The sequence below is a fragment of the Pyrofollis japonicus genome, assembly GCF_033097485.1.
GTDB lineage: Archaea > Thermoproteota > Thermoprotei_A > Sulfolobales > Pyrodictiaceae > Pyrofollis > Pyrofollis japonicus.
In genome coordinates, this window is record NZ_AP028634.1 from 1,038,335 (window position 1) to 1,052,293 (window position 13,959).

Below are 13,959 nucleotides of genomic sequence, written 5' to 3' on the forward strand. Positions count from 1 at the left end.
GGCGCGAAACCCTCATCAAGTCTCAGAGGGCAACCGCAAGGACCCAGCTCATCATACCCTCATGTGTTCTTATCGGTACAATTGTAGCTATATATCGTCAAGGTGCTATAGCATAGTCTAATAAGTGTGTAGCAGTGAAAAGGGTCGGTGATGGGACTACACTTCACAGCCCTCTCGGGCTCGTGGAGCCCCCAGGCCTCATCCCCGTACTATTAACTAGTTCAAAGCGGTGCATAAAGCTATGTCTACGTCTACTAGTGATCTAGACTATATGAATTGGTTATTAGGATCTCTTCGAAAGTGCTTTGGCGAGCAAAAGACAAAAGAAATCAATAACTTGGTCAAGGAATGCCTAATTGGCGAACGTAGCGAAATAAACCTAGGAGTCCAAGTACAAAACAATATGTTAAAGCTCATTATTCCATGCACTCAGGTACCAGAAGCTATAGCTAATATTCTCCACGTGGTTTGCTTTGATGACTACCTGGTAAATACAGTGCTCCTAGGCACTGTGATTCCCAGTTCAATCGTGGTTGATGTGGGCGCCTTTCTCGGGTTCTTTACCCTCTATGTTGGACTCCTAATGAAGAGAGAAGGACTAATTGTAGCTGTTGAACCCAATCCTTATGCAAGGAATTATTTATATAAGAATTTGCTAGAGAATGGCTTTGAAAACATGGCTCGTGTTGATCCTCGCCTTATTTGTGCGTCAAGTGGTTGGAAAAAGCTATACTTGACGCAATATTGGGCGCTTTCATCCACAAACCCTGCATACATTAAAGAAATGAATGAAGAGATTGTGGCTGAACTCCGTCTACCATGTATTACGCTCAGACAACTTCTCGGCTCACATAAACTGGATCGAATTGATCTACTTAAGATAGACATTGAGGGATTAGAAGCAAATGTGCTGGAACAAGCACTTAAAGATAATATGCTTGAAAAGAACCGTGTAAGAGCTATTATCGTTGAGACACATTATCCCAGAGACAATGTCGCGAGGACGCTTTCTGCTTTGTTAAGGGCTGTTAGAGACAAGGGGTATGAAGTAATTGAGATAAATCCTCTAATTCCTGCTTGGAAACAAGTAATTGTCGTGGTAAAATGAGTCGTCAGTCCGGCCTCCGCGCTCACAGCCCTTATACATGGCATGAAGGGCTCGCAGGGGGTTCTAGGAAGAAATACATCATCCTAACTACTATACTTTCCTAGCTCCTCTTAACAAGCCGTTCGGGACTATAGACTTTCGCCGACCCTATTAAAGCTAAAATAGTTAACACCAAAAGCACTAAAAGATATAATATGGTCTGCGTTACAGCTCCAAGGGCATATGATTTAATTGCTGCAACAACATACGTGTAAGGTATCATGTAGAATGCTAGTCGTATTGATAGCGGTAGTGTTGAATAGTCAACAAAGAGCGCTGAGAGGAATATTATGGTTGCGAATCCTGTTATCATGCTTGCGGTAAGCGTTGCTGCTCTTTGGCCTGGAACGAGCAAAGTGATAAGCATTGTGAACGCCGCAGTGACCAGTACGGCGAGCAAAACTCCGGTGACATGTACAGCTACAAGTCCAGCGTCAAGTCCTCCGAGAACCAGGGAGGTGTACGCTATCGCGGCCAAAGCATCTATTCCTCCAGCTATTGACGCTGCTACGAGAGCGCCAGCAGTCTTGCCAAGTAGTAGCTCAAAGCCCGTTACTGGCGTAATAGCGAGTAATTCTCCGGTGCCGCTTTCCCGCTCCCTCGCGATGGCGTCAGCGATAGCTATGGCTGCGGGGTTTAAGACAAAGAAAACTGAGAATGCAAGGAACCTGGCAGTATTTGCCTTTGCAACTATCTCCGGAGAAACCGGTGCTCCGCCTGCACTAACGCTCTCAGATACTATGTAAACGGGGTTTCTGATATAGTCCGGATTAACAGTAATGCCTGCTTTTTTTGCCAGGACTCTTATGCGGCTAATTGATATGTTATGAGCGAATTCTGCTGCAATATTATTTAGAATAGTTGCTGCCTGGTCTGCTGCAGCCTTGCCAACTACTCTGTAGAAGTAAATGTAGACTGGCTTGTTTATGTCTGAGGCATTTACTCCAAACCCTCTTGGAATAAGTATTCCGGCAACTACATTGCTTGGTAAGCTACAATTATTTGTAACCGAGCCATTGACTAGAACCGGTTCTAGACCAGGAGTTACAACAATTGCGTGTACAAGCTTATTAGCGAACATATTTGCAAGCCTAGACTTATCGCAAACTAGTACTGCTATGGGGGCCTCTTGATGCGTTTGTAGCCCTGTTACTACAAGGCCAAGGATAGGAAATAGGAAAGCCGAAATAATCATCAATGCTATGCTCTTTTTATCCCTTAAGAATTCTAGGACCTCTTTCCACGCTATTGTAGTTGCCCGCTTCAACGCTATGGACCCTCCTTACTCCTCCACGACTTGACCGCATTGACGAAAGCTTCTTCGAGATCACGTCCACCATATTTTTCTATAAGATTTCCCGGTTTATCTATGTCAATAATTTTCCCTTCGGATATGAAAGCAACTCTGTCAGCTATGCGTTCAACTTCAAGCATGTTATGACTTGTAAGCAAGACAGCACGTCCAGATCTGGCAGCATCAACAATCAGTTTACGGACTTCAACAGAACTATATACGTCGAGCCCCGAAGTAGGCTCGTCAAGAATTAGGAGAGGTGTTTCAAGTGCAAGAGCAAGCGCCACAAGGAGCCTCCTCTTCATGCCTTTACTGTATTCACTAACCTTCCTTCTCAAATTATCTCCTAGGCCGGATATCTTTGCAGCCTTCTCTACAATTGATTGGACTCTACGGGGATCACTATAGTATAGCCTCGTATAGAATAACAGATGCTCGTAGCCTGTTAGTCGCGGATAAACAGCTGATTCCTCAGGGACGAATGCTATAAGCCCTTGCCGTCTCTCCGTCCCGCATATCTTAACCTCCCCGCTATCCGGCCTATATATGCCGGCAATCATCCTAATTGTTGTAGTCTTGCCGGCGCCATTAGGCCCTATAAGTGCGAAAACTTCTCCACTATTAATGCTAAACGTGATGGGACCTATTATTGGCCCTTTTTTAAACTTCTTTAACACAGAGTTAACAACGAGGACAGGATCACCGCAATGTGGCTGCAGCATAGTAGGACCCTGCAATAAGATACGCGTTTAGAACCGCGGCGGACTTAGTACTAGTATCGTCTTATGCTCTGGTAGGTCTCCCTTACTCAGTACTATAGTATTAGCGTCATGTCGCACAACGCGCCACTTCTTAGCATAGCGCAGCAACACGTCTAGAGGATCTAGAGGCAACTGCATGCCAGGAAGCCAATAATGTATAGGCACCACAACTTTCGCGCCAAGTGTATCAGCAGCCTCAAGAGCCCTCTTAGGATGCAACGTATAGACATTTCCTGCAGGAACAAATGCGACATCGGCTCTCAGTTTCTCAGCCTCATTACTTGTAAGAGGCCTACCTAGGTCACTCAGATGTGTAAGTTTTAATTCGTCAACTTCAATACGGTATGCAACCACGTATCCTCTTAGCCTCCCCTCAAACTCGTCATGAGGGAGCCTTAGACCTGTTATACGAAAAGGCCCTAGTTCAAAACTACCAATACGCTCACGCACCACTATAGTATCGCTACGGGCAACAGCCTCCACTGCATTGTGATCATAGTGTTCATGCGTAACTAGAATGTAATCGGGGCTTGTACTAGGCGGCTTGAAAACGGGGCCTAAACTGCCACCGTCATGGGGATCTATGAGGAGGCTTTTCCCGCAACATTTAATCTCCACACACGCATGTGCCCACCAAACTATCTCTACCCTTTTCTCCATCATTGTCCACCGATTACGATGATATAGTTCGTTATTGCTGAGATTGTATTTAATAAAGGCGAACAAGTAAAAACATCTTCAATCCCGAAACTTCTGACTGGGTAGGTATAAGAGCCTCGTAAGCCTGAAAACACTATTCACTTCATTAGTGCATCAAAGACTCCCCTTATCTGGGCCTTTGCTTGACCGCGTTCACAGTTAGCAACGATGTATCTACATGCAAGGTTCCCATCGCGGTATATGCATGCTATATTATCACTGGGAAGTTTTGCTAAATTCTCGGTATTTACGCTGAATTCAGCTTTAATTGCTTTTGAAATCTTATGTTCATACGTTTTCTGGCTAAGCGCTGAGGATGCTACGTAAATGTTTGCGGCGTCCTGTGGATTACTAAAGCTTACTATCCCGCTACGCCAAAGGAAGGCTAAATACGCAGCAGCGGCCTTGTAGTCTCCAACGCTTTTAGCAAAGTCTTCAAACACTGGTTTCTTCCCGTCCCTAATTGCCTTCAATACTGTATAAACAAGAGCATATTCTAGTCGATTAAGTTTACCCTCATCGATGCTTACTAGTCTCTTCTTTGTGCTTCTAATCTTGAGCTTAGGTCTCGGAAGCGCATAGGTTTTGAAGATAGCCTCTCCTGCTTCAATCGCTTTTCTGGCTTCTTCTAGGCCTTCGCCTGCTAGTAGTTTAGCCACATCAATTGTTTCAGGCATATCGCGCCCCTCCTCCACTCTTTTCCTGACGGAGATGTACTTATTCTACCTCCTTCTTCAAGTTAGCGGTTATCACGGGGCGTACAAGTGAGCGTCCAGCAAGAAAATGCTGCGCGTATATCATCGCTGCAAGGCAGAAACTATAGGGTTATTAATTGGCTCATAGAAGCTATTGGTCGACTGAGCTATGTTGAGAAGTGGATATTCATAAGCACTGTTACCGCAATAACGTCATCCCTCGTCATCGGTTTATTCTACATCATGCTTCGATTAGTTATAAAGATAAGCGCCATGCTCCATGGCGTACACGTAGAGACTGGTTTAACCGATTACTCTGTGCTGGCAATTCATTCACACAATAAGTTCATGATTGTGGTCACGCTCCTACTTGGAGCAGCTATCTCTTCAATAATTGTCTACAAATTAGAACCGGAGGCTGAAGGAGCTGGTGCAGAAAGCGTTGTAGAGGCTTATCATTTTAGAGCTGGTAGTCTTCGAGCCCGCATAGCAGCCGTAAAGACTGTTGCATCTGCGCTTGTACTCGGTATGGGTGGAAGCGCTGGCCCTGAGGGACCCTCGGTCCAGATAGGTGGCTCAGTTGGCGCATTCACAGCTTCAATTTTAAAGCTCGGCATAGAGGAGAGGCGTCTTGCTCTAATTGCTGGTGCAGCTGCGGCACTCTCATTTATATTCCAGAGCCCTATAGGAGCAGCAGTCTTTGCAGCCGAAATTCTCTATGAGGAAGTTCTCGAAGCCTCTGCACTGCCCCCCGCATTGTTATCATCGGCTATAGCGTACGCGTTATCCTTGCATATTCTGGGCCCAGAATATAAGCTGCCCTCGATTCTCATCAATGACCTATTATCGCTGTATAGCCCGGCGGCGCTTGGCGCATATATATTGCTTGGCCTAATCGAAGCAGTATTCGCGTATGCTTTTGTTAAAATATTTTACGCGATAAAAGAAAGAATTGATCGCTTAGTAGAGAAAGGTGTAATAAATGTTTACACGAAGACCATAGTTGGTGCTTCCCTAGCCAGCCTTATAGGCCTAGGTGTGCCGGCAGTCCTCGGTACCGGCGAAGAACTCCTAGGCGAAATGCTTAGTGCATTTGGCGCGCAAGAAGGAGTGGGGCAACTCGTAGGGCTGCATGGCTCAATCTTAGCGATTCTAATACTGCTTGCAGTTATGAAGATGCTAGCCACAAGCCTTACAGTAGGTAGCGGGCTAAGCGGCGGCCTCCTTACGCCAAGCCTCTTTATAGGAGCAATGGTTGGACAAGTAACAGGTATTATAATTGGCCCTCATATAGGTCTTCAACCAGCGGTCCTAGCGTATGTAGGTATGGCTTCGCTGGCGGGTGCGGCCTTTAAAGCTCCAATAGGTTTGGCGTTCTTTGTCGCCGAGATAGGTGGTACGCCAGCACTCATAGTTCCAGGCCTTGTCGCGTCTCTTACAGCTTCGCTAGCAACTCGGAGAGTTACATTCATAAAATCAGCGCTTCGCAAGCCTCTACCGCCTTCAACTTTTACTGCTGAATCGCTGCTTAACATATTGAGACGCATGGGGGCCAAAAACATTAATATAACTATACCTAGTATCGCGAAGAGATTTACAGCTATTGACTGGCATGCTTCCCTTCGTGATGCCGCAGCGATTATAATGAGAACAGGCCAAAGAATAGTACCGATTATCGATGAAAATAGACGCGTTGTAGGTGTGCTTGACCCGGCCTATATAGGTCTTGATCTTAGCTATATGATTAAGTCCAGCCAGCCGGTAATAGAGGTCTCTCTCATTAACGCACCTATAGTGAGGGAGACTGATCCGCTTATACGCGTATTAGAGGAAATGGTTGCCCACGGAGTGGACTATGTAATAGTTGTTGATAAGCAGTATCGCTACCTCGGGGTCATAATGTTTACCGATCTATTAAACGCTGTATTGCCCTATATCGCGACATCTCTCCAACAGAATAGTCTAAGCAGTAGAGGAGTAAAATGATACAAGCAAAAGATAATTAGGTTCAGCTCCATGTTCGTGTAGGATTTATGAGGGATTGCTAGTAATAGGATAAAAGGAGCATGATGTGGAATCCGGGAGCCTAGGCGCCATACCGGCGCTGATGAAGACCGCATACTTAACTGAACATTTATGATTCGCCGGGTGGTAAAAACTATATGACCATATACTTTGCGTACAATGAGCCCATGTCTGAAGTCGCAAGAAAGGCAGACACCGTGCTCCTAGTTATGGATTCCTATACAGCCTCTAATAGAGCACATTTCTATAGCTCGCTAGGCATCACGACAGAAATATATCCTCTTGATATGCGTGATTCACCCACAATATTCTCTCTCCTAGGCATACTTGCTTGGATAAACGAGGAGGGTCGAGGAAAAAGCATCGTAGTTGAGGGGCTCGGTCAACAAAGCCTACTCGAAGAAGCATTCAAAATAGTCTACATGGGGTACGATATAAGCGAAATTAATACAAATAAGCTCGTCTCGCCCCTGCATTTCCGCTCAATAATACATCTCTACGAACTTAGAAAGGCTGGAATAGTCCTCGAAGATGAGGCAAGAAGGTATATTGATGCAGCGTTTAGCGGCGGCGACGCCCATAAATCGAGCATCATAGAGCTTAGCCTTGACTTAATAATACAGCTCGAGAACAGAGGAGCCCCCATAGGCAATTTGTGCTCACTTGACATATTTCGAGCAGTGACAAAGAACCGAGAACCGCTAGAAAGATGCAAGCTCTACTTCGAGGCTGCAAAGCTTCTAGATGAATACAATACTGGCGCTGTGAAAACAGTAGCCCTTAGCCCGGCGGGCGGCAATAAGGTAGACGCGCTTGTTGGTTGCAAACTCATGTTCAGCGATGAGGAGTGTTGGCCAGAGGCCCTATCTGCCCAGAATGTGATAAGGATGCTACTAGATAGGAAAGCATTACTGCTAAATGATATAAGGATGGTGTTCCCAGAAGAAGCGGCATGTCTAGCCTATGATAAGAAAGGCATGGTGTGTACATTTGACCGAGAAGTGTAAGGGCTTTGCTGTAGGCGTTGATGAGGCTGGTCGTGGCCCCCTAATCGGCCCTATGGTACTTGCTCTTGTTGTTATTAAATGTGAAGACTTAGACGCTCTGGCTGAAACCGGTATTCGGGACAGCAAGGACTTAGAGCCCTATACGCGTAGAAGACTATTTGAAACTATACTTAGTAGTTCAAACTATGTGATTTACACCATTATTCCACCAGCCGTCATTGATTCCTTTAATCTCAATCAGCTTGAATACGAGACAATCGCATATATGCTTAAAAGACTACGTGAAGCAACGAGGATCGAGCCCTCCTTCTTATCAATATATATTGATGCTGTAGGTCCCGTGAATAAGATGAGGAACGAACTCCGGAAAAGGCTGCCATGGCTACGCTACTCAAGGCTTATTGTGGAGCCAAAAGCTGACTCAAAATATGTTGTTGTCGGGGCTGCGAGTATTATTGCAAAAGTAGTGCGTGATAAAGAGATTGAAAAGCTCAGAGAACTCTACGGAATAAGAGGATCTGGATACCCTACTGATCAGCGAACCATAGATTGGCTGCGCGAAGCATATGAAATGAACCCAGATAATCCTCCATGGTTTGTGAGGCGGACTTGGAGCACATTGAGGCAGCTTGCTCCTAAGTGGTACATAGAGAAGCGTAAGGAACTGTCAGCCTTAGGACCTAGGCAGCGGACTCTAACAGAGTTCCTCGGGGCCAATAAGCCTCGCCAAAAGCAGGGATGAGTACGTTGTCAGTTACGGCCACACTCTTCATCGCTACACATGTGCTCCGGTAAGCCCACCTATCATCATATTTTTGCACAAGGCGCATATTTGTATAAGCCCAGCTAATAATAATGAGATTTTCAAGGAGATTATTAGGGTATTGTCCTGGAGCGCTGTATAGATAGAGGGTAGTGCGAAATCCATAGCACCGAACGGATTAATGCCCAGGGTGTAGAGGCTGCATGGATAAGAAAGTCCGATATCTCATAGACTTTGTGGCTAAAACACTCTATGTGGTCATGGAGAAGAAGATTAGCCATGATAGGGCTTTTCAAATGGTGCTAAGAGAGTATAAGAAGGCTGCTAACGAGCTTCCACTCAAGATCCTCTACAAAGCTTCAAGAGACGTTGTGAACGACTACTATACGCTGCGCTATGCAGAGCAATATGTCTACGGTTCGCGTGGCAGTGCTAAGAGAATGGTGAGGCTCTGGCTCATTTTGAGAGGAGATGAAAAGGACTACCTCCACGCAATCTCTGATGGCATTGAAAGACTGAGAAGAAGACTTGCAAAGACGCTGCCAAAAAGAATAGAAAGTATTGACGAGCTCATTGACTCGATAGGGCAGACACCAGTACGAAGGCTATCCCTCCTATACTCGTACCCCGAGTGGTTTGTAGATCTCTTCGTAAAACTTGTCGGAGTAGAGGAGACTGAAAAGCTCCTCAAAGCACTTAACGAGGAGAAGTGGTGGATCAGAGTAAATACCCTCAAGACCGATGTAGATACAATAGCTCGGAGACTCCTAGAAAAGGGCGTGCTTGTTAGAAAAGATAATGATCTACCCTATATGCTTGAAGTAGTAGATTATAATGAGCCGCTTCACCACCTCGAAGAAATGTGGAACGGTGAAATAGTCTTCCAAGACAAAGCATCGGCCCTTGTAGTAGAGGCACTTGATCCGCAGCCAGGTGAATTCATTCTCGACATGGCAGCAGCTCCAGGAATAAAGGACAGCCTAATAATGCAGCTAACAAACAACGATGCACACATAGTGGCCATCGATATTTCCAGAGAACGAACAAAGAGGACACTTAGAGTACTCAAAATGCTTGGCGCAGACATATCCAAGATACATGTTGTAAACGCGGACTCCGCGCTATTCAGCCTTAGCAGAAGACCGGACAAAATCATACTAGACGCTCCATGCACAAGTAGTGGTGCTATAGGAAAGGACCCTGCTATCAAAATACACCTTGAGAACATAAACTGGGTGGCTAAGTTCCCCTCCCTGCAGTCAGAACTACTTCGCTCCGCACTAAGATACAAAGTCGATACCGTCTACGCTGTTTGCAGCCTTTTACCCTTTGAGGGAGAGGAAATCATAGATGCTTACGCTGATAGGCTTGACGAGCCTAAAATACCGGGGCACTACGGCTACAAAGCATATGAGCCCATAAGCGCCAAGGTTAAGCGCCTATTCCCCCATATACATGGTACTCAAGGCTTCTTCATAGCAAGGATAAGAGGAACCCCATGAATCCCGTGATGACAGTGCATTAGTTATAATAAAACCTTAGCAGCGTCACGAGGATAAAGAACAACTATTTCCCTGCATTATGTAGTGTATTATTGTACTTGGCGAGCGGGGGTCGGGGACCCCTGCGACACCGCCGCAGAGCGGCTGGATGAGCAGGGAGACGAATTGCACGTCCCCTACTCCTCCCATTATGCACTTATTCCTTGAAATATGGAGCAAGGACTCAGTCGCTGAATATGATAAAGGTAAATGTGTGGAATACACTAGAAGCTGAAGGCCGTTGTATCGTCATGTGATGAAAGCCCGGCGCACCGAAGACAACGCTAGCTTTTTGATAGAATACTGTGCCCAGATAGAGCCCGGGGTCCACGCTAATACGGGGCTAGAGTGAGGGGTTCCTCATATGGCCAAGTCAGATAAGAAAAAGAAAGAACCCGTTAGCGGTACAAAGAAAGAACTCGTCATCATAACACGTCCCGTTGTCACCAGGGATAAGGTTGAAAAGGATGAGCGAAAACGCCGCCTCCTAATGATACTAAAGGCTATGGACGACCAAGGAGGAATATATGAACGTAGTCTAGCTCACCTCGTATACTGGCTTCAGAGCGAGAAAGGGATGAATCTCGGCTACAACTTCTATGTAATAGGAGACGTGCCAACGTCGAAGGAGCTACACGAGGATATAGTAGCTCTTCTTTACGTAGGATTCGCGGAAACAGATCCGCGCACGAAGAAACTTAGATTGACGAGCGAGGGCAAGGAGTTCTTAGAGAAGGTACTCGATAAGGAGTACTATGAGCAACTTGCTGCCGCTATAGAAGAGTACAAGCCGAAGGTCGCAGCTCTTGATGCGCAAATAGAGCTGACTACGATGCTCCAACGCCCGAGGGCAAGGAGAAGACGATTATTCTAAACCTTATTATCTCATAATACATTTTCTTGCAACATTACTGGAGTAAAAATATGAATGATAATAGAGGCATGTGTCTTAGCTCTTCACATTATTTCTGTTGTCTACTCTATCCTCCCGGTGCTCCATGCCAAACAGCGTCTCGCCATACAGCTTCCCAATAGTCTTGCTCGCTGAATACTAGAGGTTTAATTACGGCGTCACGGATACGTCTAAGTAATGCGTGGTGGAAGGTCTCATCTTTTAGCATCATCTCTATTATGAAGCGAGCCGCTGCGTTGCCCCTTACTCGCCCGTCTTCGAGTAATCGCTTGAGTTCCTCTATGGCTTCCCTCTCTTCTTCTATGTGTCGTTCAATTTCTTTAGCTATTTCCTCTGATTCTTGCTCAGTGACAAGTCTTGGATTCTCAATAATATCTGCAAGAGCTTCATAGAGATGGGCGTGCTTTATAGAATCCATGGATACTGCCTTCATTATTGCCTTTAGCATTAAGTTGTGTGACTTTGCAGCTGTTTCCTCTAAGCGTTTTGCGTATTCTCGTTCACGCTTTGCCTCCTCGCGGAAATATGCGACTAAGTTCTTTATCTCAGACATGGCATGCCACCTATCGATTAACAAGAGTGATTATAGCTGTTGCGTCTAGATGTACTTCACATAGATAATAAGTATAGTGTGAAGACTTCAATATTTTGCTGCGTCGTTTAAGCATCAGTTGTAGCCGATATCGTGTCTGGGCTTAGCACTCCCTCCTCTGAACCACCATGTAATACCAGTGCTTATAACCGGGACTCTGCTTGAGCCAACAGTGGGTGCAGGGGTAAGCTATGCGAGTAAAGCATGTTGATGAGATTCTCAAAATAATGAGGAATATCGAGCAAGTCAGAAACATAGGTATTGTCGCCCACGTAGACCATGGCAAGACCACTACAAGCGACAGCCTACTAGCAGCGGCCGGAATAATATCGCAGAGAATAGCAGGCGAGGCACTAGCACTCGACTACCTCAAGGTAGAGCAGCAGAGAGGTATAACCGTAAAGGCTGCCAACATTAGCCTATATCACGAATACCAGGGCAGGCCTTATGTAATCAACCTCGTAGACACGCCGGGCCACGTCGACTTCTCGAGCCACGTTACCAGAAGCCTAAGGCTAATGGACGGCGCAATAGTAGTTGTCGATGCCGTTGAGGGAGTAATGCCCCAGACAGAGACTGTTCTCAGGCAGAGCCTTGAGGAGCGTGTACGCCCAATACTATTCATAAACAAGGTTGACCGCCTCATAAAGGAGCTAAAGTACACGCCTCAGCAGATACAACAGAGATTCGTAGAGATAATAAAGGAGATCAACTACCTTATCAGCATATACGCTGACGGCGAGTTCAAGAAGAAGTGGCAGCTAGACCCAATGAGCGGAATGGTGATATTCGGCAGCGCTAGGGACAAGTGGGGAATAAGCATACCAATGTCCCAGAAGAAGGGCATAAAGTTCTCAGACATTATAGAGGCCTATAAACGCGGCAAAGACGCAGTCGAAGAGTTCGCATCCAAGGTCGCACCACTCCACGAAGTCCTCCTCGACGCAGTGGTCAAGTTTATACCAAATCCGCGTGAAGCTCAGCGATACCGTATACCAAAGATATGGAAGGGTGATATCAATAGCGAAGTAGGAAAAGCGATGCTTGATGCTGATCCGAACGGCCCACTCGTGTACGCTATATCGTTCATGAGGGTTGATCCGCGCATACGCCGCCTAGTCGCGACTGGTAGAATCTTCAGCGGCACGTTGAGGCAAGGCGACGAGGTCTGGCTAATAAACGCCAGGAAGACAGCCAAGGTACTACAGGTAAGCATCTATATGGGTCCTGACAGAGAGGTTGTGGACGAGATACCTGCGGGTAATATAGCAGCAGCGCTTGGCCTCGAAGATGCGCGCACCGGTGAGACTGTAGTATCGGTAGACCTCAAGGACAAGGTGCCGCCATTCGAGAGGCTGCAATTCGTATCAGAACCAGTAGTGACGGTTGCAATAGAGCCAAAGAACCCCAAGGACCTGCCAAAGCTGATTGACGCCCTATACAAGCTAACAATAGAGGACCCGAGCCTCCAGGTCAAAATAAACCAGGAGACCGGCGAATACCTGCTCAGTGGCATGGGCCCACTACACATCGAGATAGCACTATGGTGGCTCAAAGAAACCTATGGACTAGAAGTAAAGACTAGTCCACCAATAGTCGTGTACCGTGAGACTGTCAGGACCAAGAGCCAGATATTCGAAGGCAAGAGCCCCAACAAGCACAACAAGCTCTACATAAGCGTAGAGCCGCTCAACGAGGAGACCATTAAGCTCATACAGAGCGGCGAGATAAGCGAAGACCAGGAGCCCCAGGAGAGGGCAAGGATACTGAGAGACAAGGCTGGCTGGGACTACGACGAAGCAAAGAGGATATGGGCTATAGACGAGAACTTCAACATATTCATAGACAAGACAACCGGTGTACAGCATCTACGAGAAGTAAAAGACACAATCATACAGGGCTTCCGCCTAGCAATGAGGGAAGGTCCGCTCGCAAAGGAGCCCGTGAGAGGCGTAAAAGTCATACTACACGATGCAGTAATCCACGAAGACCCAGCCCACCGCGGCCCCGCACAGATATACCCAGCAGTAAGAAACGCCATCTATGCTGGCATATTGACTGCAAAGCCGACACTGCTGGAGCCAATACAGAAGCTCGACATACGTGTCCCGCAAGAGTATCTCAGCAACGTGATAGCAGTAATATCGAGAAAGCGCGGCAAGATAATAGACATGAAGGAGCACGGCGTCGTAATGAGAGTCATAGCGGAGATACCGGTGGCCGAGAGCTTCGACCTAGCAGCAGAACTGAGAAGCGCGACACAGGGCAGAGCATTCTGGGGCACAGAGTTCAGCAGATGGGCACCAGTACCAGACAACATGCTAATGGACCTAATACGGAAGATAAGAGAGAGGAAAGGACTACCACCAGAGCCACCGAAGCCGGAAGAGTTCATATCGCCATACTAACGCCCATATTACTTTCCAACCGGCTCGAATTCCCAAACACAAGGGGCTTTTTGGCCAAAACCGTTATGCTGTCTACTCCATTTATGAAGAATCGTTGATTCGCTTTTCCGAGAA

General features: G+C 46.5%; 12 protein-coding genes. 7 read left to right on the forward strand and 5 right to left on the reverse strand.

The features are described from left to right. The first annotated feature begins 403 nt into the window (after window positions 1-403). The gene (locus SBG41_RS05310; RefSeq protein WP_317894518.1) at window positions 404-1,108 is read left to right on the forward strand and encodes an FkbM family methyltransferase; all 705 of its coding nucleotides are present in this window, start codon (window positions 404-406) and stop codon (window positions 1,106-1,108) included. Window positions 1,109-1,208: 100 nt separating this feature from the next. Here the strand turns inward: SBG41_RS05310 and SBG41_RS05315 are convergent, their stop codons facing one another. From SBG41_RS05315 to SBG41_RS05330, 4 genes are all read right to left on the reverse strand, one after another. Continuing rightward, the gene (locus tag SBG41_RS05315; protein WP_317894519.1) at window positions 1,209-2,414 is read right to left on the reverse strand and encodes an ABC transporter permease; all 1,206 of its coding nucleotides are present in this window, start codon (window positions 2,412-2,414) and stop codon (window positions 1,209-1,211) included. Window positions 2,415-2,416: 2 nt separating this feature from the next. Further along, window positions 2,417-3,163, reverse strand: coding sequence for an ABC transporter ATP-binding protein (locus tag SBG41_RS05320; RefSeq protein ID WP_317894520.1), 747 nt, complete (start codon window positions 3,161-3,163; stop codon window positions 2,417-2,419). Window positions 3,164-3,190: 27 nt separating this feature from the next. Next, complete coding sequence (locus tag SBG41_RS05325) at window positions 3,191-3,862, reverse strand: MBL fold metallo-hydrolase (protein WP_317894521.1); 672 nt, start codon at window positions 3,860-3,862, stop codon at window positions 3,191-3,193. 137 nt (window positions 3,863-3,999) lie between these two features. Beyond that, window positions 4,000-4,578, reverse strand: coding sequence for a hypothetical protein (locus tag SBG41_RS05330; RefSeq protein ID WP_317894522.1), 579 nt, complete (start codon window positions 4,576-4,578; stop codon window positions 4,000-4,002). A gap of 87 nt (window positions 4,579-4,665) precedes the next feature. Here SBG41_RS05330 and SBG41_RS05335 point away from each other — a divergent pair, with 87 nt between their 5' ends. From SBG41_RS05335 to SBG41_RS05355, 5 genes are all read left to right on the forward strand, one after another. Continuing rightward, a complete protein-coding gene (locus SBG41_RS05335; RefSeq protein ID WP_317894523.1) occupies window positions 4,666-6,582 on the forward strand; it encodes a chloride channel protein in 1,917 nt (638 codons plus the stop codon). Window positions 6,583-6,758: 176 nt separating this feature from the next. Next, the gene (locus SBG41_RS05340) at window positions 6,759-7,628 is read left to right on the forward strand and encodes a hypothetical protein (RefSeq protein ID WP_317894524.1); all 870 of its coding nucleotides are present in this window, start codon (window positions 6,759-6,761) and stop codon (window positions 7,626-7,628) included. After that, complete coding sequence (gene rnhB / locus SBG41_RS05345) at window positions 7,612-8,370, forward strand: ribonuclease HII (protein ID WP_317894525.1); 759 nt, start codon at window positions 7,612-7,614, stop codon at window positions 8,368-8,370. The genes SBG41_RS05340 and rnhB overlap by 17 nt, the downstream gene beginning before the upstream one ends. A gap of 224 nt (window positions 8,371-8,594) precedes the next feature. Further along, window positions 8,595-9,893, forward strand: a complete 1,299-nt coding sequence (locus SBG41_RS05350; protein WP_317894526.1) for an RsmB/NOP family class I SAM-dependent RNA methyltransferase — start codon at window positions 8,595-8,597, stop codon at window positions 9,891-9,893. A gap of 403 nt (window positions 9,894-10,296) precedes the next feature. Next, window positions 10,297-10,806, forward strand: coding sequence for a hypothetical protein (locus SBG41_RS05355; RefSeq protein ID WP_317894527.1), 510 nt, complete (start codon window positions 10,297-10,299; stop codon window positions 10,804-10,806). Window positions 10,807-10,912: 106 nt separating this feature from the next. On the opposite strand, the gene SBG41_RS05360 is transcribed toward SBG41_RS05355, so the two are convergent. Next, entirely contained in the window at window positions 10,913-11,398 is a 486-nt protein-coding gene (locus SBG41_RS05360) for a hypothetical protein (RefSeq protein ID WP_317894528.1), read from the reverse strand. A 230-nt stretch (window positions 11,399-11,628) separates the two neighbouring features. On the opposite strand from SBG41_RS05360, the gene SBG41_RS05365 reads away from it, so the two are divergent. Beyond that, window positions 11,629-13,845 carry an elongation factor EF-2 gene (locus SBG41_RS05365; RefSeq protein WP_317894529.1) on the forward strand — a complete coding sequence of 739 codons (2,217 nt, stop codon included), beginning with the start codon at window positions 11,629-11,631 and terminating at the stop codon, window positions 13,843-13,845. The last annotated feature ends 114 nt before the right edge of the window (window positions 13,846-13,959 follow it).

Bases quoted from the DNA above. Each gene is read 5' to 3' on its own strand.
- SBG41_RS05325 (WP_317894521.1), bottom strand. From the start codon at position 3,862: ATGGAGAAAAGGGTAGAGATAGTTTGGTGGGCACATGCGTGTGTGGAG.
- SBG41_RS05365 (WP_317894529.1), top strand. From the start codon at position 11,629: ATGCGAGTAAAGCATGTTGATGAGATTCTCAAAATAATGAGGAATATC.
- SBG41_RS05310 (WP_317894518.1), top strand. From the start codon at position 404: ATGTTAAAGCTCATTATTCCATGCACTCAGGTACCAGAAGCTATAGCT.
- SBG41_RS05355 (WP_317894527.1), top strand. From the start codon at position 10,297: ATGGCCAAGTCAGATAAGAAAAAGAAAGAACCCGTTAGCGGTACAAAG.
- SBG41_RS05330 (WP_317894522.1), bottom strand. From the start codon at position 4,578: ATGCCTGAAACAATTGATGTGGCTAAACTACTAGCAGGCGAAGGCCTA.
- SBG41_RS05350 (WP_317894526.1), top strand. From the start codon at position 8,595: ATGGATAAGAAAGTCCGATATCTCATAGACTTTGTGGCTAAAACACTC.
- SBG41_RS05360 (WP_317894528.1), bottom strand. From the start codon at position 11,398: ATGTCTGAGATAAAGAACTTAGTCGCATATTTCCGCGAGGAGGCAAAG.
- SBG41_RS05320 (WP_317894520.1), bottom strand. From the start codon at position 3,163: ATGCTGCAGCCACATTGCGGTGATCCTGTCCTCGTTGTTAACTCTGTG.
- SBG41_RS05340 (WP_317894524.1), top strand. From the start codon at position 6,759: ATGACCATATACTTTGCGTACAATGAGCCCATGTCTGAAGTCGCAAGA.